Source organism: Pseudomonas sp. BN607, from assembly GCF_029871175.1.
Taxonomy (GTDB): Bacteria; Pseudomonadota; Gammaproteobacteria; order Pseudomonadales; family Pseudomonadaceae; genus Aquipseudomonas.
In genome coordinates this window covers 249,778-268,445 of sequence record NZ_SSOE01000066.1, presented here as the reverse complement: position 1 = coordinate 268,445, position 18,668 = coordinate 249,778, and the positions used below count along the sequence as shown (strand labels likewise).

Sequence of the window (18,668 nt, the reverse complement as noted above, 5' to 3'; positions counted from 1 at the left end):
CGCGTCAGCGTTCCCGTCTAGAATTGCGCCAATGACATCCATCGACATCCACTCGAGAAGCGTCAAGCCTATGACAATCCTGATAACTGGCGGCGCCGGCTTCATCGGCGCGAATTTTGTGCTGGATTGGGTAAGCCAGTCCGGCGAACCCATCGTCAACCTGGACAAGCTGACCTACGCCGGCAACCTGCGGAGCCTCGCTAGCCTAGAGGGTAATCCGCAGCATGTCTTCGTGCATGGGGATATAGGCGATGGGCGGTTGGTGCAAAGGCTGTTGGCAGAGCATCGCCCCCGCGCTGTGCTCAATTTCGCCGCCGAGTCGCACGTCGACCGCTCCATTCACGGGCCTCGGGCTTTCGTTGACACCAATGTGATGGGTACCTTCCAGTTGCTGGAGGCCGTGCGGGGTTACTGGCATGGCCTGGATGAGGCAGCGCGGGTGGCGTTCCGCTTCCTGCATGTTTCTACCGACGAGGTTTATGGCTCGCTGAAAGCCGGCGAACCTGCGTTCACCGAAACCCACCAATACCAGCCAAACAGCCCGTACTCTGCCAGCAAGGCGGCCAGCGACCATCTGGTGCGTTCCTATCACCACACCTATGGCTTGCCGGTGCTCACCACCAATTGCTCGAACAACTACGGGCCGCTGCATTTTCCCGAAAAGCTGATCCCGCTGATGATCGTCAATGCCTTGGCTGGCAAGCCGCTGCCGGTGTATGGCGATGGGCAGCAGATTCGTGACTGGCTATACGTCAAGGACCACTGCAGCGCCATCCGCCGAGTGCTTGATGCAGGGCAGGTGGGTGAGGTGTACAACGTCGGCGGCTGGAACGAAATGCCCAACCTGGGCATCGTCCACCGTGTATGTGCGCTGCTCGATGAACTTCGTCCGCGGGCTGACGGGCAGCCTTACGCCAGCCAGATCAGCTTCGTCACCGACCGCCCAGGCCACGACCGCCGTTATGCCATCGATGCTCGCAAGCTTGAGCGCGAACTCGGCTGGAAGCCTGCCGAAACCTTCGAAACCGGCATTCGCAAGACGGTTACCTGGTACCTGGATAACGAGGATTGGGTCAAAGGCGTCATGGACGGCAGCTACCGCGACTGGGTCGCGCAGCAATATGGGGCTGACAAAGTTTGAAAATCTTGCTGTTGGGGAAGAACGGACAAGTGGGGTGGGAGTTGCAGCGCGCGCTCGCACCCCTAGGCCAGGTGATTGCGCTTGACCGCCAGGGCGAGGGTGAGTTGTGCGGGGACCTGAGTAATCTCGATGGTCTGGCGGCGACGGTGCGCTCGCTGGCCCCGGATGTGATCGTCAACGCTGCGGCTTACACGGCGGTGGACAAAGCTGAGAGCGAGCCAGAGCTGGCTGCCCGCATCAATGCCGATGCGCCGGGCCTTTTGGCCTGTGAGGCCGCCAGGCTGGGGGCACGGCTGATCCACTACTCCACAGACTATGTGTTCGATGGCAGTGGCCTGGCGCCGTGGCAAGAGGATGCCCCCACCGGCCCGCTGTCTGTCTATGGCCGTACCAAGCTCGATGGCGAGCTCGCCATTGAGGCCAGCGGTGCCTCTGCCGTAGTGCTGCGGACCAGTTGGGTGTATGCCGCGCGCGGCCACAATTTTGCCAAAACCATGTTGCGCCTGGCGGCCGAGCGCGACGCGCTCAATGTGGTGGCAGACCAGTATGGCGCCCCCACTGGCGCAGAGTTGATCGCCGATGTTACCGCCCATATCGTGCGGCAGCTCTTCAGTGTGCAGGATGCGAGCCCTTTGCTCGGCACCTACCATCTTGCGGCAGCCGGAGAAACCAGCTGGCACGGGTATGCCCAGTTCGTACTGGCGCAGGCGCGGCGCAATGGCATGGCCTTGAAGGTGTCCGCGGAACAGGTGGGTGCAATCAGTACCCAAGCTTATCCGGCGCCGGCTCCGCGCCCGCTAAATTCTCGGCTGGCATTGGCTAAGCTGGAAGAGACCTTCAATCTCAAGATGCCGCTTTGGCAACAAGGTGTGCAACGCATGCTGGACGAAATCCGGCGTTAGGAATAGTTATGGCACGTAAAGGACTCATTCTGGCCGGTGGCTCTGGCACTCGCCTGCACCCCGCCACGCTGTCTGTATCGAAGCAGCTGTTGCCGGTGTACGACAAGCCGATGATCTACTACCCGCTCAGCACGCTGCTGCTGGCCGGCATTCGTGACATTCTGATCATCTCCACGCCCCAGGACACGCCGCGTTTCGAGCAACTGCTGGGTGATGGTAGCCGTTGGGGCATCAACCTCTCTTATGCCGTGCAGCCTAGCCCGGACGGCTTGGCCCAAGCATTCACGATCGGGGCAGACTTTATTGGCAACGCCCTGTCGGCGTTGGTGCTGGGTGACAATATTTTCTATGGCCACGACTTCCAGTCGCTGCTGCTGAGTGCTGGCCAGCGGCAGTCGGGGGCCAGCGTGTTTGCTTATCACGTCCAGGACCCGGAGCGTTACGGTGTCGCGGAGTTCGATGGCAGCGGGCGCGTACTGTCGATTGAAGAAAAGCCGAAAGCCCCGAAGTCCAACTATGCGATCACCGGTCTTTATTTCTACGACAACCAAGTCGTCGACTTGGCCAGGCAGCTTAAACCGTCGGCACGCGGCGAATTGGAAATCACCGACCTCAATAACTTGTACCTGCAGCAACAGCAACTGCAGGTCGAGATCATGGGGCGTGGTTATGCATGGCTGGATACCGGTACCCACGACAGCCTGCTGGATGCCAGCCAATACATCGCCACCATGGAGCGGCGCCAGGGTCTCAAGGTGGCTTGCCCTGAAGAGATTTGCTATCGCGCGGGCTGGATCGATGCTGAGCAACTTGAGCGGCTTGCCCAGCCGCTGCTGAAGAATGGTTACGGGCAGTACTTGAGAAACTTGCTTGAAGTTAAGGTATTTTGACCTGCGCTATATCATGGACCTTCCCAGGTGTAGGCCTGGTTATCTCAAGGGCTTTCGGGCTCTGTGCCTGTGAGATCGAGCGCCGCCCGCGCGGCGCATCGCGAGCTGCGCTCGCTCCTACGTTTGTTTCGGGCCAGTAACGCCTGTGACAGGCGCGCGCGACCGCCTTGTTTGTACGACGTGATATCGCGCCATGCGCCAAGGCGTTCGCGCGCAAATGCCCCAGGAATAATTGGCCCGAAAAAAACGTAGGAGCGAGCGCAGCTCGCGATGCGCCGCGCGGGCGGCGCTCGATCTCACAAACGACAAACATTCCAAGGCATGCGCCTGTCAGCCCAACCCCAATCTCGACCTGCGACATATTCGGCAAGGGATGTGGGAATGTGGACGGCCGTGGGCGTGAATAGACGATTGGCGGTTCGGAGAAATCCTGCCGGCCATATCCTGGGGCGCGATTATCAACAGGCTGGTCCTCGGGAAGTCCGATGTTCAAAGATTTTGGGTCATCGATGTTGTCATGTTTATGTACTTATTTGGTTACCGTTGCCCGCACATGGTGGCTTTTTTACTGAGGGTTTCCCCGCTAGGGTTGATGACGCAGCCGAGGGAAACCGGCTGCTGAAAAACGACCAACCCAAGGAGTGTTCACCCATGCGCAACAACGTTCTGTCGTACCTGCTGCTGCCGCTGTTCGCCAGCCTGTCGTTCTCCCTTAGCGCGGCGCCTGCCAGCACCACTGCCGTGGTCGAACCGGTGCCGATAGTGGCCCAGGCGCCTGCAGCGGAGGCGCCGCGGCTGGATCTGAACAAAGCGGATGCGCTGACTTTGCAGAAGGAGCTGAATGGGATAGGCAAGGCTAAGGCCGAGGCCATCGTCGCTTACCGCGAGGCCAATGGGCCGTTTGCTTCGGTGGATGAGTTGCTGGAGATCAAGGGGATTGGGAACGCACTGCTGGAGCGTAACCGGGACAAGGTGATGGTGGAGTAACAGGGGAGGGGCCGGATTACTAATAATCTGGCCCCTGGCTGCGCGAAGTGACCAACGCCGCGGCCACCGGTATAGTCGCGTCCGATTACTGACCCACAAGCATAGGACGCTTACCTCTGATGTCGCAGAGCCATAAATTTGTCATCTGGATCCTGGTTATATCCATTGTCGTCGTATGCACGGCGGTTTTTGCATCAGGCACGTTAGCCATAGGCTTGGCCATTTTCATTAGCATCCTGATATGGCTCCTTCGGCCGTTGGTAATGCCCCCAGGCTACGGTATCAACAAAATTCGCATGGCCTGCTTGCTTGGCGCGATCGCGTTGACTGCAAGCGTAGGTGGTTGGGCGACTGCACTGGGTTCGGCGGTTGCCTCAGTGGTGGCCTCTCGGCAGCCTGAATGGTTGCCGGAATGGGTCAAAAATCTCAACTTTGATGTGACGACGCCAATTTCGGTGCTGGTGTTTTTCTATCTTGTCGTACTGACGGTGTTCTTTTTTACGCGTGACAAGACGATCGCAGGGAGCGATTCATCCCCACTGAAAGACGACTTTCCCGAGGAAAACTTTGAGAAAAAGCTGAAGGCGTTCTGTTCGATTCTGCGCAATGACCTCGTCACACTCGATAGGCAAAGCAATTGGAACCCAGAATACTATGCGGAGCTGGAAGCAGAGGTGGAAGTACTTTCCAGCCACGGCGTCGCGACCCGCAAGAAAGTGCTGGACCTACAGGAGGCGATTCAGGTCGACAAAAAGCTGCAGTCATTCTTGCTGCTGGGTGTGCCAGGGGCTGGCAAAAGTGTGGCGTTGCGCAAACTTGCCCTGGATATGATGGATGAGGTGAGTGCCACGAACCGCATCCCCATCTATATCAACCTGAGGGAATGGGTACCGAAGCGCGTGGATGACAACGGGCGGGTCAGCTTCGATTTTCGCGATCTGAAGGCCTTTGTACTGGCGAGAATCACCAAAGACGACGACTTTCTCGAAGGGTTCGTGAACGACTACTTCGTGCGGCTGTGGCACTCGGGCAGGTTGTTCTTCATTTTCGACTCATTCGACGAAATTTCCGAGTTGCTCGACACGGGTCAGGATGAAGAAGTGGTAGATGCGTTGTCGCGGGTGATTTCCAGATTCATATCGGATCGCCCAGAATCCAAAGGCATTTTGGCTTCTCGCGTATTTCGCCGTCCTACGCAGTCATTCCTTGCGCAAAAAGTCCTGGAAATTCGCCCGCTTTCCGAGGCCAGTGTGCTGAATGGCTTGTCGCGGTTTGCCAGCTTCACACGGGATAAGGGCGTGAAGCTTTTCAGTGAACGTCGTGATCTCGTCCCACTGGTTCGCAACCCATTCATGATGGCGTTGCTTGGCGACTGGGTCAAAGACAACGCTGGTCTGCCGGACAATCAGGCGCAGATCTATGAGGGCTACATTTTAAAACGGCTTAAGCGGCGCGAACAACGGCTCGAAGAGGCGGGGGTAACCATCGCCGAGTTCATGAGCCTTGCTACAGAAATCGCCTGGTTTGTATTCTCTACTTCTTCGTATGGCCTCGAAGCACCTGTAAAGGATATCAGCAGCCACTTCGCGTCAGAAAAGGTCGAAGTCGTGCTCGCTACCTTGCGGGGCATTCGGATTGCCAGGGTTACTACGGGCGATGAGCAGTCTTTCGCATTTGTTCACCGGCGCTTTCTTGAATACTTCGTAACCCGAAGGTTGCTTGAAAACCCGGACGAAGCGCCGATTTCAGATATTCCTACAGACTCGAGAGGGCGCGACGCCTTGGTGCTCTATGCACAAATCTGCGAGCCCGACGAAGCTGAGCGGATCGCCCAATTGTGTTGGTATGACATCAAAGCTAGCTTCGATGTGGAAACGCAGCGGATGCGTGCAATTCACTGCTTGCGTTTCCTGGTTGATGCTTTTTGTTCCAGACGTGCCGCGGTGAAGTCTTTTGAGGCTGAGTTACACCAATTTGTCGGTGAACACGTCGAGCGCGGTGACAACCTGATTCTGGCCAAAATCTGCCTGGAAGCGACCGGCTTGTTGCCCGAGACCAAAACAGTACCCATGCTTTCACTGGCCCTTACGGGCGGCAATGATTGGTTGCAAGAGACTGCCTTCAGGGCGTGTCGACATCTGCCACGTGTAGCGCCGGAACTGGAGAAGGTGATCGTATCTTATCTGTTCGCCATACCCGATCTGAGGTTCTGGCGTGCGCGCAAGGGTATCCTGCTTGGCTTATCGTTGTCGGAGGCGTTGAAGGGGGTACATGCAATTGCCCGGAGGAGGGTCATCAACCTACAGGTATCGGTCGTTGCCGCCACCGTGTTGTTTGTGCTTTCACCTATGGTTTTTGCTTCTTCAGTCGTATACGCGTTGGCCATTTGCCTGGCAGGCCGAATATCTTCAATCGCGGACCTCGGCACCATCATTCGCACTTCTGACCCAAGTGCCGGAGAAAAATATGGCGCAGGTATTGTCAGGTCTTTGTTCCGGTCCGGGTACTGGGCAAGCTTGCCGTTCGTGACACGAAATATAATATTCATCGTATTGCTAGTCATGGCGCTTATGAGTGTTCTTGGATTAACCCCGGTGAATAAAGCGTCGCCAGCCTGTTTGTATTCTTTGTGCTCGGATCATCCATTAGACTACCTAATGATATGTCTGGCCTTGTCGGTTCTGGTGCTCGACTACTTTTCTGTCACCCGTGCCGTACGCTCCCTGATACGTCAGGTCGCTCAAAGAGACTTTTGGATTTTCGTATGCGTCGCAGCTGGCTTCATAGCTGTGATTGCCGCAGTGGTTGGCCTGGCGATTTACTGGCTTGCCGCGTACGAAAAATACATTTTTGCGGCAGTCGGTGTAGGGATGTCGCTACTAGCTGCGATTAACCTTGCCCGCTTGGGCAAACAGGGCTGGCTGATGTTGAGTGACCGAAAAATGGTTGCAAAACAAGTACTTGCTGCCCAGGTTGTGCGCTCGGAAATTGCCCGCGTAATGGGGGAACTCCTTACGGATTACGGGCGTTTGCAATACATCCGCCGTCTGGAGGTGGAGCGTGTTGGCGTCGCGGGCGAATGGCCTGGAGACTTCAAGTTAGCAGTGGGGCAAGGCCAACCCATTACTGCCTTGGCGCGACTAGAGGAACGTTGGTTGGGACTGGATCGATGAATCCGATGTCACGGGCTGACCATTAACGTCAAACCGTGGTCGCACCCTACTCCAAGTGCCGGTGAGTCGCCGGCACCTTGGCTTAATGAGCACTCCAAGCGGCGTGCTGCAGTAATCATTACCGGTCCTGCGCATCCTTGGCATCCGCCTCCGCATTGCGCTCATGCACCTTGCGCAATTGCTCTTCAGTCAGCGGCAGTTTTTTTGCCGTGTCGCGCAGCATCATCAAGCCTCCGACGATGGACCCGAGGGCTATGATGAGGATCAGCCAGGCATACCAGGGCATTGTCGTTCTCCTTTACGGGGTGATGGGCGGCGCTTGTATGAATTTTGAGCAATTGCCCGTTCCAATGGTTCAATTATAGGAGCCAGCCCGTGCCGGGCCAATTCCGTGACCCGCGGGCCCCAAAGCCTGCGTCACATCGTTTACAATGCGCGCCGTTTTCGACTTGCAAAGAGACCCTGCCATGTCCGCCTGCCAGACGCCCCTGATCGTCGCCCTGGATTTCCCTACCCGTGAGGCCGCCCTGAAGCTGGCTGACCAGCTTGACCCTGCGCTGTGCCGGGTAAAGGTGGGCAAGGAGCTGTTCACCAGCAGCGCTTCGGGTATTGTCGAAACCCTGTGCGACAAGGGTTTCGAAGTGTTCCTGGACCTCAAGTTCCACGACATCCCCAATACCACCGCCATGGCCGTGAAGGCTGCAGCCGAGATGGGTGTGTGGATGGTCAACGTGCATTGCTCCGGTGGCCTGCGCATGATGGCGGCCTGCCGTGAAGAGTTGGCCAAGCGCAGCGGCCCGCAGCCGTTGCTGATTGGCGTGACGGTCTTGACCAGCATGGAGCGCGAAGACCTGGCCGGTATCGGCCTGGATGTTGACCCGCAAGAGCAGGTGCTGCGTTTGGCGGCACTGGCCGAGAAGGCTGGCATGGACGGTTTGGTGTGTTCGGCGCTGGAAGCCCCGGCACTGAAGGCGGCGCATCCGTCGCTGCAGCTGGTGACCCCGGGTATTCGCCCCGCGGGCAGTGCGCAGGATGACCAGCGCCGTATCCTCACCCCGCGCCAGGCACTGGATGCCGGTTCGGACTACCTGGTGATCGGCCGCCCGATCAGCCAGGCCGCCAACCCGGCGCAAGCGCTGGCTGCGGTCGTCGCTGAAATACGCGGCTGAACCTGACCAATGAAAAGGGCTGCGGATGCAGCCCTTTTTCATTTTTGTGTCGTGCTATCAGCCCTGAGCTGTCGACCAGTCGATCCAGCCGAACTGCCAGGTAGCCAGGATGAATAGACCGAAGGCGATGCGATACCAGGCAAACGTCGCGTAGCTGTGGTTGGCGATGAACTTGAGCAGCGCACGTACGGCGATCATGGCGAAGATGAACGAGGTCACGAAGCCGATGGCGAATACCGGCAGGTCGCCGGGTTGGAACAGGTCACGGTACTTGTAACCCGAATACACTGCTGCGCCGACCATGGTCGGCATCGCCAGGAAGAACGAGAACTCGGTGGCCGCTTTGCGCGACAGGCCGAACAGCAGGCCGCCGATGATGGTGGACCCGGAACGCGATGTGCCTGGGATCATCGCCAGGCATTGGACAAAGCCGATCTTCAAGGCATGGGTCCAGCGCATGTCATCGACGTGGTCCACCGCCACGCGGTGGGTGCGGCGTTCGGCCCAGAGCATGATTACCCCGCCAACCACCAAGGCGGTTGCCACGGTGATCGGGTTGAACAGGTAGTGGTGGATCAGGTCGGCGAACAGCACGCCCAACACCACCGCAGGCAGGAACGCCAATAGCAGGTTGCCCGTGAAGCGCCGTGCAGTGGGCTGGCTGGTCAGGCCGAACACCACTTCCAGTATCTTGCCGCGAAACTCCCACACTACCGCCAGGATCGCCGCCAACTGGATGATGATGTTGAATGCTATTGCGCGTTCACCGCCGAAATCTATCAAGTCGGCAACGATGATCTGGTGCCCGGTACTGGAGATTGGCAGAAACTCCGTGAGCCCTTCAACTACTCCCAGGATGATTGCCTGGAAGGCAGTCCATAAGTCCATTAATCCCCCGTTAGACCTTTGCTGCTTGCAAGGCCCATGTTCTTGATTTACCGATGATTGCCGGTTGAGCCGGCGAAGAAGATGTTGATGCGCGCCGGATGCTACCAGAGCAAGGGTTGGATGTGCGCGTCGGGAAATGGGATCAAGGCTATCAGGTGCCGTCTTGGGGTATGAGGTGGTGCGTAAATCGAGCGCCGCCCGCGCGGCGCATCGCGAGCTGCGCTCGCTCCTACGTTTTTTTCTGGCCAGTCACGCCTGTGACAGGCGCGCGCGACCGCCTTGTTTGTACGACGCAATATCGCGCCATGCGCCCAGGCGTACGCGCGCAAATCCCCCAGAAATAACTGGCCCGAAACAACCGTAGGAGCGAGCGCAGCTCGCGATGCGCCGCGCGGGCGGCGCTCGGTCGCCCAGGCGCCACACCTCGTAAGGCATGCACCCTCAAACCCACCCCCCAATCAAACCTTCAACACCAACTTGCCAAAGTTCTCCCCACTGAACAGCTTCAACAACGTCTCGGGGAACGTCTCCAGCCCGTCCACCACATCCTCCTTGCTCTTCACCTGCCCGCTGGCCAGCCAGCCGGCAATTTCCAGCGCGGCCTTGCCGTAGTCCTTGGTGTAATCCATCACCACAAAGCCTTCCATGCGCGCGCGGTTAACCAGCAGCGACAGGTAGTTGGCGGGGCCTTTCACCGCTTCCTTGTTGTTGTACTGGCTGATTGCGCCGCAAATCACAATGCGTGCCTTGAAGTTGATGCGGGTCAGCACCGCATCGAGGATGTCGCCGCCGACGTTGTCGAAGTACACGTCCACGCCTTTCGGGCATTCGCGCTTCAAGCCGGCCAGCACGTCTTCGGCCTTGTAGTCGATCACCCCGTCAAAGCCCAGTTCGTCCACCAGGTACTGGCACTTCTCGGCCCCGCCGGCAATGCCGACCACGCGGCAGCCCTTGAGCTTGGCAATCTGCCCGACAATGCTGCCCACTGCACCGGCCGCGCCGGAAACCACCACGGTGTCGCCGGCCTTGGGCTGGCCGACGTCAAGCAGGGCGAAGTAGGCAGTCATGCCGGTCATGCCCAGCGCCGACAGGTAGCGCGGCAGCGGTGCCAGGTTGGGGTCGATCTTGTGCAGGCCCTGGGGCTCGCCGGTGAAGTAGTCCTGCACCCCAAGGGCGCCGCTGACATGGTCGCCCGGCTTGTAGGCGGGGTGGTTGGAGGCAACCACTTCGCCCACGCCAAGGGCTCGCATCACCTGGCCCAGGGCCACGGGCGGGATGTACGACTTGCCTTCGTTCATCCAGCCGCGCATGGCCGGATCCAGTGACAGGTACAGGTTGCGCACTAGCACCTGGCCTTCGCCGGGCTGTTCGGCAGGTACGTGCTCGAACGTGAAGTCGTCACGGCGCACGGCGCCGACGGGGCGCTTGGCCAGCAGGAAGCGGCGGTTGGTCTGGGTCATGGCGGGTCCTTGTGGGCAGTGGAGGGAGTCAGGCGTTCAATCTACCTTGTTGATGTAGGCAGGTCCTTAACATCACTGACAAGCATGGTAGCCCAACCGTTGGTGTGATGATGCTGCCCGGCCAGGCGGCGGCTGACTATGCTCAGCACCCCACCCTACCGTCACTGGAGCACGCGATGAGCATGACCTTTTCTGGCCAGGTAGCCCTGGTTACCGGTGCTGCCGCCGGCATTGGCCGGGCGACCGCCTTGGCGTTCGCCCGCGAGGGCTTGAACGTGGTGGTGGCCGACCTTGACCCGGTGGGTGGCGAGGCGACCGTGGAGCAGATCCGGGCAGCGGGCGGTGAAGCGTCGTTCATTGCCTGTGATGTTACCCGCGACGCTGAGGTGCGCCAGCTGCACGAGCGGCTGATTGCGGCGTATGGCCGGCTGGACTATGCCTACAACAACGCGGGTATCGAGATAGAACAGAGTCGCCTGGCCGAAGGCAGCGAGGCCGAGTTCGATGCGATCATGGGCGTGAACGTGAAGGGTGTCTGGTTGTGCATGAAGTACCAGTTGCCATTGCTGATGGCCCAGGGGGGTGGGGCGATCGTCAATACCGCGTCGGTAGCGGGGCTGGGGGCGGCGCCGAAGATGAGCATTTATAGCGCCTCCAAGCATGCGGTGATCGGCCTGACCAAGTCGGCGGCGATCGAGTACGCCAAAAAGGGCATCCGGGTAAATGCCGTGTGCCCGGCGGTGATCGACACCGACATGTTCCGCCGGGCCTACCAGGCCGACCCGCGCAAGGCCGAATTCGCTGCCGCCATGCACCCGGTGGGCCGCATTGGCAAGGTTGAGGAAATTGCCAGCGCCGTGCTGTACCTGTGCAGCGACGGGGCGGCGTTCACCACCGGGCATTGCCTGACGGTGGATGGTGGCGCGACGGCAATCTGAGGGGAACGCGCCGCCGGCTTCGCAGCTTACCCTCTCCGTGCGCGGTCGGCACTGTCGCGTACGGATAGACTTCCCCCGCCCAGCCCGTCCTCCAGTACACGAGGCGACCTCGACCAAGCTGATAGCGACACGCACATAGCTATTTGACACTATTCTGACGTCAGCCCCTTGTTCACTGGCTGGCAACGTTGCCACCCTTGGTCTTCGGGATAACCTGGCAGGCAGAAGGGGAATTGGCGATGGGCGCAACCAAGCACGGCGTGCTGGCCAACCTGGGCATGGCCCGCAAACTCGGCCTGGGCTTTGCCCTGGTGCTGCTGCTGACGCTGGCGGTGGCGGCCATTGGCATTGCCGCGCTGCACAGCGTAAGTCAGCGTTTTGAAGGTCTGCGTCAGCTGGCCCAGTTCAATACCGACCTGCTGCGCCTGCGCCAGCACGAGCAGGCGTTTGCCCTGCGCTCCGACCCCCAGCAGGTCGAGGCCTTGCGCACTGGCCTGCAGGGCTTGGTCGACCGCGCCCAGGGCTTGCCAGCGCTGGCGGCGGCACAAACCGACCTTGCTGCCTACGGCCAGGCCTTCGAGGCGTTTGTCGAGGCCGTGCAGGCCAAGGAGCTGGCGCTGGACATGGCCAGCTGGTCTGTTTCCAGCGTGGCCAACAACCTTGATGTGCTGCAAGCCGGTTTGGCCGATGATGGCGTTTACACGCTCAAGCAGTCACAGGGGCAGCAGGGCGGCGAGTTTCTGGAACAGGCCGCGCAGGTGGCCCAGGTATCGCGGCTGATGCTGCAAGCCATGGATGAAGCCCGGGTACGCCTGGAGAAAAGCCGCAAGGGCGAGGACGGCGTCAGCCAGGAACGCATTGCCCAAACCGTCGAAGCTGCCAGCCTGGTTGGCCAGCTACAGGGGGCGGTCGGCGATGCCGGCTACCAGAGCGTGCTGGGCGAAGTGGCCGGGCACATTGGTAGCTTCTCGGAAAAACTCAACGAATACACCGACCAGCTGGCCCGCGAGCAGGGCCTGAAGGCAGAGTTGCAAGCCAGCGCCGAACAAGCCACCGGGCGGGTCGACCAGGCCTATCTCGGCCAGCAGCAGGCCCTGCAGGGTGAACTGCAGCGCAATGCCGTTGCCATCGGCCTGGCCACGGTGCTGGCGCTGGTCGCAGGTGTGCTGGCGGCCTGGCTGATTACCCGTGCGGTGGTGGGCCCGCTCAAGCACGTGATTGCCCGTGCCCAGCGCATTGCTGCTGGCGAGCTGAGCTTTGATGCCCAGGCGCCGCGCCGCGACGAAGTGGGGCAGCTGATGCAGGCCATGCAGCAGATGGCTGCCGGGCTTTCCGGCATTGTCAGCGGTTTGCAGCAGGGCATCGAGCAGTTGGCCGGGAATGCCGAGGCGTTGTCGACGGTGACCGAGCAGACCAACCGCGAGGTTGGCAGCCAGAAAGAAGAAACCGAGCAGGTGGCGACAGCCATGCAGCAGATGACTGCCACTGTGCACGATGTGGCGCGTAATGCCGAAGAGGCCGCGCAGGCGGCGCAGGCAGCCGATGACAAGGTAGACGCTGGCCAGCAGGTGGTACGCCAGAGCATGCAGCGCATCGAGCAGCTGGCGGCTGCGGCGGAAACCGCCAGTGCGGGCATCGACAGCCTCAGCGCCGAGATCCACACCATTGGTGACGTGCTGGCCGTGATCAAGAGCGTGGCCGAGCAAACCAACCTGCTGGCGCTGAACGCTGCCATCGAAGCCGCCCGCGCTGGCGAGCAGGGGCGTGGCTTTGCCGTGGTGGCCGACGAGGTGCGTGCATTGGCCCGGCGTACCCGGCAGTCTACCGAGCAGATCGAAACCCTCGTGGCCAGCCTGCGCGGTAACGCGCAGCAGTCGGTGGCGCAGATCCGCGGCAGTACCGAGCTGGTGCGCCTGGCCGTGGCCGATGCGCTGCAGACCGAAAGTGCGCTGGGCAGCATTGCGGCGGCGGTGTCATTGATTCAGCAGATGAACCAGCAGATTGCTGCGGCGGCAGAGCAGCAGAGCTCGGTGGCGGAAGAGATCAGCCGCAGTGTCACGCAGATCCGCGGCAGTGCCGACCAGGCGGCGCTGGCGATGCAGGACAATGCCCGCTCCAGCATCGAACTGGCGCAACTGGGTACTGACCTGAAGGGGATGGTGGGGCATTTCAGGCTTTAGGTGGCCTGGCGGGGGATGTGTGTTGGTTTTGAGATCGCGCGCCGCGCGGGTGGCGCTCGGTCTCACCCTCGACACCACTCTACCGTCATACCCTACGCGGCCCCAGAATCACCAAAGCCAACACCCCCGCCACAATCCCCCAGAACGCCGAACCAATCGAGAACAAGGTCAGCCCCGAAGCGGTCACCATAAAGGTAATCACCGCCGCCTCACGCTCACGCGCCTCGCTCATGGCCACGGTCAACCCGTTCATGATCGAACCGAACAGTGCCAATGCCGCAATCGATAGCACCAGCTCTTTCGGCAACGCCGCAAACAGTGCCGCCAACGTGGCGCCGAACACCCCGGCAATGCCGTAGAAAATCCCGCACCATACTGCCGCGGTGTAGCGTTTGCCGGGGTCTTCATGGGCATGCGGGCCGGTGCAGATCGCCGCGCTGATCGCTGCAAGGTTGACCCCGTGCGAGCCGAACGGCGCCAGCAGCAGCGAGGCAAAGCCGGTCGCCGAAATCAGCGGCGAGGCCGGCACCTGATAGCCGTCAGCGCGCAGCACGGCCACGCCGGGCATGTTCTGCGAGGTCATCGCCACCACGAACAGCGGAATGCCGATACTGATGGTTGCCGCCAGCGAGAAGCTAGGCGTGGTCCACACCGGCTTGGCCACTTCCAGGTGGAAGCCGCTGAAGTCCAGCAGGCCCAACGCACCGGACAACGCCGTACCCACCAACAGCGCGGCCAGCACGCAGTAACGCGGCGACAGGCGTTTGACCAGCAGGTAGCTGAAGAACATCCCCAGCACCAGCAGGGTACGGTGCTGCGCGGCCACGAAGATTTCGCTACCGATCTTGAACAGGATGCCCGCCAGCAGTGCCGAGGCCAGCGAGGCCGGAATACGCTTGACCAGGCGTTCGAAACTGCCGGTCAGGCCGCACACCAGCACCAGCACCGCACAGGTAATGTAGGCACCAATGGCCTCGCCGTAGCTGACCCCACCCAGGCTGGTGATCAGCAGGGCCGCGCCGGGGGTGGACCAGGCAATGGTGATCGGCGTGCGGTAACGCAGGGACAGGCCGATGCTGCACACCGCCATGCCGATCGACAGCGCCCAGATCCACGACGAAATCTGCGCAGTGGTCAGCCCGGCCGCCTGGCCGGCCTGGAACATCAGCACCAGCGAACTGGTGTAGCCGGTGAGCATGGCGATAAAGCCGGCGACCACCGCCGACGGGGAGGTGTCTGCCAAGGGCCGCAGGCGTGCGGAAGTGGCATCGGTCATGAACAAAATCCTTGTAAAGGTGTAAGCAGTTTTTTCAGACTACAGCGGGCAAGGTTGATCCTTGCCATACAGCGGCCATTGCATTTAGCCGTACAGTCACCAACTATTGGGCGCAATTGCAAAACTGCTTGGCAGTGGAGGGGCGATGTACAAGGTCTATGGCGACTACCAGTCGGGCAACTGCTACAAGGTCAAGCTGATGCTCAGCCTGCTGGGCCGGCCGTATGAATGGCACCCGGTGGACATTCTCAAGGGTGAAACCGAAACGCCCGAGTTTCTGGCGATGAACCCTAACGGCAAGGTACCGGTGCTGGAGCTGGAAGACGGCAGCTACCTGTGGGAGTCCAATGCCATTCTCAACTACCTGGCCGATGGGAGCGAGTTCCTGCCCGCCGAGCCGCGGCTGCGTACGCAGGTGTTGCAGTGGCAGTTCTTCGAGCAGTACAGCCACGAGCCCTACATTGCCGTGGCGCGCTTCATCCAGTTTTACCTGGGCTTGCCGGACGAGCGCCTGGAGGAATACCGCAAGCTGCACAAGGGTGGCTACAAGGCGCTGAAGGTGATGGAGCGGCAGTTGCAGATGACGCCGTATCTGGTCGGCGAGCAGTATTCGATTGCTGATGTGGCGTTGTACGCCTACACCCATGTGGCGCAGCAGGGCGGGTTCGACCTGGCAGAGTACCCGGCGGTAAGGGCCTGGCTGGAGCGGGTCAGCAGCCACCCCCGGCATGTGCCGATGGTGGGATAGTCCAGGTTTATCTTCAGCCTGTACTGGCTTCTTCGCGGGTAAACCCGCTCCCACACGGGTACCACAGGGCTCAATACTGTGGGTGCCTGTGGGAGCGGGTTTACCCGCGAAAGGGCCAGAACAGGATGCCTACAAACCGTCAGGCCGACGCAAACCGCTCATCCAGGTAAGCAATGATGGCCTTGGACTCGTACATCCAGGTCACCTTGCCAGCGTCTTCGATACGCAGGCACGGCACTTTCACCCGACCGCCGCCTTCTTCCAGAGCCTGACGGTGCAGCGGGTCGTTCTTGGCATCGCGCAGCGCCACTGGCACGTTCAGGCGGTGCAGGGTGCGGCGGGTCTTGACGCAGAATGGGCAGGCATGGAACTGGTACAGCGCCAGGCCCTTGGCCGCTTGCTCGACGCGGGCCTGGGCGGCGGCGTCGCGCTTGCGTTTGGCCGGGCGGCTGATCCAGTCACCGAACACGATGAGCTGGCCGAGGCCAACCCGCAGGGCTTTGACGATCATGGGCAACTCCTGAAATGCAAAAGCCGACCCGCAGGGGTCGGCTCGGGGTCAACAGCCAATCACTTGATCAGGCTGAGGAACTCGCTACGAGTGGCAGCATTTTCGCGGAACTCACCCAGCATCACCGAAGTGATCATGGTCGAGTTCTGTTTTTCGACGCCGCGCATCATCATGCACATGTGCTTGGCTTCGATGACCACGGCCACGCCGGCGGCACCGGTAACCTGCTGGATCGCCTCGGCCACCTGGCGGCTTAGGTTTTCCTGAATTTGCAGGCGACGGGCGAACATGTCGACGATGCGCGCCACCTTCGACAGGCCCAGTACCTTGCCCTTGGGCAGGTAGGCCACGTGCGCCTTGCCGATGAACGGCAGCATGTGGTGTTCGCACATCGAATACAGCTCGATGTCCCGGACCAGTACCATTTCGCTGTTGTCAGAGCTGAACAACGCGTTGTTGGTGACTTCTTCCAGGGTTTGCTCATAACCGCGGCAAAGGTACTTCATCGCCTTTGCAGCCCGCTTGGGCGTGTCGAGCAGGCCCTCACGGGAGACGTCCTCGCCCAGCTGGCTGAGGATCTCGGTGTAGTTCTGTTCCAGGGACATGGATCTACCTGTGGGGAAAAAAACGCAAAAACGAAGGGTACGGCGCTGCGCGCGGCGCTGCAAGCACGGCGTTACTCGTCGCGGCCTTCGAGCATGGTTCGCTTGAGCATCACATAGACCGCACCAGTGCCGCCGTGGCGGGCGCTGCACGAGGCAAAACCGAGCACTTGCGGGTGCTGGCGCAGCCAAGTGTTGACGTGGCTCTTGATCATCGGGCGCTTGCCATCAAGGCGCGCAGCCTTGCCATGGGTCACGCGCACGCAGCGGACTTCGAGCTTGGTGGCTTCGGCGATGAAGTCCCACAGGGTTTCACGGGCCTTTTCCACGGTCATGCCGTGCAGGTCGAGGCTGCCTTCGAACGGGATCTGCCCCAGCTTGAGCTTGCGCAGCTGGGTTTCCTGCACGCCGTCGCGGCGCCACATCAGTTCGTCTTCGGCGCCCACGTCGATGACAAACTGGTCGGACATGCCGTCGATGACCAGGGCCTTGTCACTGCGTACGGTCGCGGCCTGGCGCAGGCCGGCCAGCTGCTGGCGGTCGGCCTTGGGCTTGCCGACTTCGGCGCGGTCGTGGCGGATCGGCTTCACGCCGCGCACTTCGGCCTTGAACAGGGAAAAATCGTCGTCTTGCATGGTGCCTCCACGTGGGCGGCGTAGTTTACGCGACTGTGGGGCGGTGTGCAGCCTGTGCTGGCCCTTTCGCGGGTGAACCTACCCCCACAACCACCGCGCAAGCAGCGTTTCAGTCGTGTTTTTTCATCAGGTGGGGGGACAGGTTCAGCTCGCGCCCGCGGCGCAGGCGAATGCGGCTGCGCCGCCAGAAACGTACGCCCAGCCACAGCAGCAGCAGGCCGGCCACGGTCAGGATGCCGGACAACGGTTTGTTGGCATTGAGTTCCTGCAGGGCAGGGTAGTTGCCCAGCAGCCCGGCGACGCCGGCCATGGCCAGCAGCACGCCCAGGGTCGCCAGCAGGGCCGACAGGCCGGCTGCCAGGCGCGCGCCCCAGTTACGCGGTTGGCGCGGGCGCAGGCGCTTGGCGTCGAAACTGCCTTTGAGCTTCATTCCGCTCTCCTCTGTGGATATCCGGAATTCGACCTGCTGCCGCCCATCGGGTTCCGCCCGGCTGCCGGGCGGTCGTGCCAGCGCCTCAGATCAGGCTGGAGGTAGGGGCCACGCAAGCGAAGTTGTCGGCCATCACGGCCATTTCGCACTGGTGAATCTGCGCGGCCGGGATCACCCCGTCCTTGAACGCCAGGTCGCGGGTTGCCGAAGCGTCTTCCACCAGCGTGCACCGGTAACCATAGTCCTTGGCGCGGCGAACGGTAGTGCTGACACTGGAGTGGCTCATGAAACCGCAGACAATCAGGTCCAGGTGGCCCAGCTCCTGCAGCGTTTCGTGCAGCTTGGTGTTCTTGAATGCGTTGGGCATGCGCTTTTCGATGACAATTTCGCCTTCCAGTGGCTCCAGCCCTGGAATGAACTGGCCAGCCGGCCCCTGTGGGTCGAAGCGGCCACCCACCGTGCCCAGGTGGCGAACATGGATGATCGGACGGCCGCTTTTGCGCGCGGCGTCGAGCAACCTGGCGATGTTGGCCACGGCCTCGTCCATGCCCGACAGCTGCAGGGGACCACTGAGGTACTCCTTTTGCGCATCGATGATGATCAGGCTGGCGTGGCTCAGCTTGGCCGGCGGGTAGTCGCGGCCAGTGAGGCGGAACATCGTGGTTGGAACGGACATCAAGGGCTCCTTGGAAGGGCTTTTGTACACCTATTCTCCCTTGCATTGGCGCCAATGGGAAT

At 60.9% G+C, this 18,668-nt stretch carries 18 protein-coding genes; 9 read left to right on the top strand and 9 right to left on the bottom strand.

Translation table 11 applies throughout. The annotated features are described in order from the left end of the window. Positions 1–70 precede the first annotated feature (70 nt). The 5 genes from rfbB to E8E68_RS24255 all read left to right on the top strand — a co-directional run bounded on the left by rfbB (position 71) and on the right by E8E68_RS24255 (position 7,093). The gene (rfbB, locus tag E8E68_RS24275) at positions 71–1,141 is read left to right on the top strand and encodes a dTDP-glucose 4,6-dehydratase (RefSeq protein WP_280345628.1); all 1,071 of its coding nucleotides are present in this window, start codon (positions 71–73) and stop codon (positions 1,139–1,141) included. Beyond that, positions 1,138–2,043, top strand: coding sequence for a dTDP-4-dehydrorhamnose reductase (gene rfbD, locus E8E68_RS24270; RefSeq protein ID WP_266031530.1), 906 nt, complete (start codon positions 1,138–1,140; stop codon positions 2,041–2,043). Before rfbB ends, rfbD begins: the two co-directional genes overlap by 4 nt. 8 nt (positions 2,044–2,051) lie before the next feature. Beyond that, positions 2,052–2,933, top strand: coding sequence for a glucose-1-phosphate thymidylyltransferase RfbA (gene rfbA / locus E8E68_RS24265; RefSeq protein ID WP_266031532.1), 882 nt, complete (start codon positions 2,052–2,054; stop codon positions 2,931–2,933). Between the two features lie 651 nt (positions 2,934–3,584). Then, entirely contained in the window at positions 3,585–3,920 is a 336-nt protein-coding gene (locus E8E68_RS24260; protein WP_280345624.1) for a ComEA family DNA-binding protein, read from the top strand. 119 nt (positions 3,921–4,039) lie between these two features. Next, on the top strand, positions 4,040–7,093 hold the full coding sequence (locus E8E68_RS24255; RefSeq protein ID WP_280345621.1) for an NACHT domain-containing protein: 3,054 nt from the start codon (positions 4,040–4,042) through the stop codon (positions 7,091–7,093). A 118-nt stretch (positions 7,094–7,211) separates the two neighbouring features. Here E8E68_RS24255 and E8E68_RS24250 read toward each other — a convergent pair whose 3' ends face one another. Beyond that, the gene (locus E8E68_RS24250) at positions 7,212–7,379 is read right to left on the bottom strand and encodes a DUF2897 family protein (RefSeq protein ID WP_003252762.1); all 168 of its coding nucleotides are present in this window, start codon (positions 7,377–7,379) and stop codon (positions 7,212–7,214) included. A 181-nt stretch (positions 7,380–7,560) separates the two neighbouring features. Here E8E68_RS24250 and pyrF point away from each other — a divergent pair, with 181 nt between their 5' ends. Then, a complete protein-coding gene (pyrF, locus tag E8E68_RS24245; protein ID WP_021783074.1) occupies positions 7,561–8,262 on the top strand; it encodes an orotidine-5'-phosphate decarboxylase in 702 nt (233 codons plus the stop codon). Between the two features lie 57 nt (positions 8,263–8,319). On the opposite strand, the gene E8E68_RS24240 is transcribed toward pyrF, so the two are convergent. Beyond that, positions 8,320–9,150, bottom strand: a complete 831-nt coding sequence (locus E8E68_RS24240; RefSeq protein WP_280345613.1) for an undecaprenyl-diphosphate phosphatase — start codon at positions 9,148–9,150, stop codon at positions 8,320–8,322. Between the two features lie 458 nt (positions 9,151–9,608). Continuing rightward, on the bottom strand, positions 9,609–10,610 hold the full coding sequence (locus E8E68_RS24235; protein ID WP_280345610.1) for an NADP-dependent oxidoreductase: 1,002 nt from the start codon (positions 10,608–10,610) through the stop codon (positions 9,609–9,611). Positions 10,611–10,786: 176 nt separating this feature from the next. On the opposite strand from E8E68_RS24235, the gene E8E68_RS24230 reads away from it, so the two are divergent. After that, complete coding sequence (locus E8E68_RS24230) at positions 10,787–11,548, top strand: SDR family oxidoreductase (RefSeq protein WP_280345608.1); 762 nt, start codon at positions 10,787–10,789, stop codon at positions 11,546–11,548. Positions 11,549–11,787: 239 nt separating this feature from the next. Next, on the top strand, positions 11,788–13,728 hold the full coding sequence (locus E8E68_RS24225; RefSeq protein ID WP_280345606.1) for a methyl-accepting chemotaxis protein: 1,941 nt from the start codon (positions 11,788–11,790) through the stop codon (positions 13,726–13,728). Positions 13,729–13,813: 85 nt separating this feature from the next. Here the strand turns inward: E8E68_RS24225 and E8E68_RS24220 are convergent, their stop codons facing one another. After that, a complete protein-coding gene (locus E8E68_RS24220) occupies positions 13,814–15,004 on the bottom strand; it encodes a benzoate/H(+) symporter BenE family transporter (protein WP_110747942.1) in 1,191 nt (396 codons plus the stop codon). Positions 15,005–15,149: 145 nt separating this feature from the next. Between E8E68_RS24220 and E8E68_RS24215 the strand changes: the two genes are divergently transcribed. Continuing rightward, the gene (locus E8E68_RS24215; RefSeq protein WP_110747939.1) at positions 15,150–15,752 is read left to right on the top strand and encodes a glutathione S-transferase family protein; all 603 of its coding nucleotides are present in this window, start codon (positions 15,150–15,152) and stop codon (positions 15,750–15,752) included. A 139-nt stretch (positions 15,753–15,891) separates the two neighbouring features. On the opposite strand, the gene E8E68_RS24210 is transcribed toward E8E68_RS24215, so the two are convergent. From E8E68_RS24210 to E8E68_RS24190, 5 genes are all read right to left on the bottom strand, one after another. Next, complete coding sequence (locus E8E68_RS24210; protein WP_110747934.1) at positions 15,892–16,263, bottom strand: glutaredoxin domain-containing protein; 372 nt, start codon at positions 16,261–16,263, stop codon at positions 15,892–15,894. A gap of 59 nt (positions 16,264–16,322) precedes the next feature. Next, entirely contained in the window at positions 16,323–16,868 is a 546-nt protein-coding gene (folE, locus tag E8E68_RS24205; RefSeq protein ID WP_110747929.1) for a GTP cyclohydrolase I FolE, read from the bottom strand. Between the two features lie 71 nt (positions 16,869–16,939). Beyond that, positions 16,940–17,500: a Smr/MutS family protein gene (locus E8E68_RS24200; protein WP_110747924.1), complete on the bottom strand. Its 561-nt coding sequence runs from the start codon at positions 17,498–17,500 to the stop codon at positions 16,940–16,942. Positions 17,501–17,609: 109 nt separating this feature from the next. Further along, complete coding sequence (locus E8E68_RS24195; RefSeq protein WP_266032707.1) at positions 17,610–17,930, bottom strand: hypothetical protein; 321 nt, start codon at positions 17,928–17,930, stop codon at positions 17,610–17,612. 85 nt (positions 17,931–18,015) lie between these two features. Next, positions 18,016–18,606, bottom strand: a complete 591-nt coding sequence (locus tag E8E68_RS24190; RefSeq protein WP_110747917.1) for a cysteine hydrolase family protein — start codon at positions 18,604–18,606, stop codon at positions 18,016–18,018. Positions 18,607–18,668 lie beyond the last annotated feature (62 nt).

Bases quoted from the DNA above. Each gene is read 5' to 3' on its own strand.
- E8E68_RS24255 (WP_280345621.1), top strand. From the start codon at position 4,040: ATGTCGCAGAGCCATAAATTTGTCATCTGGATCCTGGTTATATCCATT.
- E8E68_RS24215 (WP_110747939.1), top strand. From the start codon at position 15,150: ATGTACAAGGTCTATGGCGACTACCAGTCGGGCAACTGCTACAAGGTC.
- E8E68_RS24195 (WP_266032707.1), bottom strand. From the start codon at position 17,930: ATGAAGCTCAAAGGCAGTTTCGACGCCAAGCGCCTGCGCCCGCGCCAA.
- E8E68_RS24200 (WP_110747924.1), bottom strand. From the start codon at position 17,500: ATGCAAGACGACGATTTTTCCCTGTTCAAGGCCGAAGTGCGCGGCGTG.
- E8E68_RS24225 (WP_280345606.1), top strand. From the start codon at position 11,788: ATGGGCGCAACCAAGCACGGCGTGCTGGCCAACCTGGGCATGGCCCGC.
- E8E68_RS24210 (WP_110747934.1), bottom strand. From the start codon at position 16,263: ATGATCGTCAAAGCCCTGCGGGTTGGCCTCGGCCAGCTCATCGTGTTC.
- E8E68_RS24250 (WP_003252762.1), bottom strand. From the start codon at position 7,379: ATGCCCTGGTATGCCTGGCTGATCCTCATCATAGCCCTCGGGTCCATC.
- E8E68_RS24190 (WP_110747917.1), bottom strand. From the start codon at position 18,606: ATGTCCGTTCCAACCACGATGTTCCGCCTCACTGGCCGCGACTACCCG.
- rfbA (WP_266031532.1), top strand. From the start codon at position 2,052: ATGGCACGTAAAGGACTCATTCTGGCCGGTGGCTCTGGCACTCGCCTG.
- E8E68_RS24235 (WP_280345610.1), bottom strand. From the start codon at position 10,610: ATGACCCAGACCAACCGCCGCTTCCTGCTGGCCAAGCGCCCCGTCGGC.
- E8E68_RS24240 (WP_280345613.1), bottom strand. From the start codon at position 9,150: ATGGACTTATGGACTGCCTTCCAGGCAATCATCCTGGGAGTAGTTGAA.
- E8E68_RS24220 (WP_110747942.1), bottom strand. From the start codon at position 15,004: ATGACCGATGCCACTTCCGCACGCCTGCGGCCCTTGGCAGACACCTCC.
- folE (WP_110747929.1), bottom strand. From the start codon at position 16,868: ATGTCCCTGGAACAGAACTACACCGAGATCCTCAGCCAGCTGGGCGAG.
- rfbB (WP_280345628.1), top strand. From the start codon at position 71: ATGACAATCCTGATAACTGGCGGCGCCGGCTTCATCGGCGCGAATTTT.
- E8E68_RS24230 (WP_280345608.1), top strand. From the start codon at position 10,787: ATGAGCATGACCTTTTCTGGCCAGGTAGCCCTGGTTACCGGTGCTGCC.
- pyrF (WP_021783074.1), top strand. From the start codon at position 7,561: ATGTCCGCCTGCCAGACGCCCCTGATCGTCGCCCTGGATTTCCCTACC.
- E8E68_RS24260 (WP_280345624.1), top strand. From the start codon at position 3,585: ATGCGCAACAACGTTCTGTCGTACCTGCTGCTGCCGCTGTTCGCCAGC.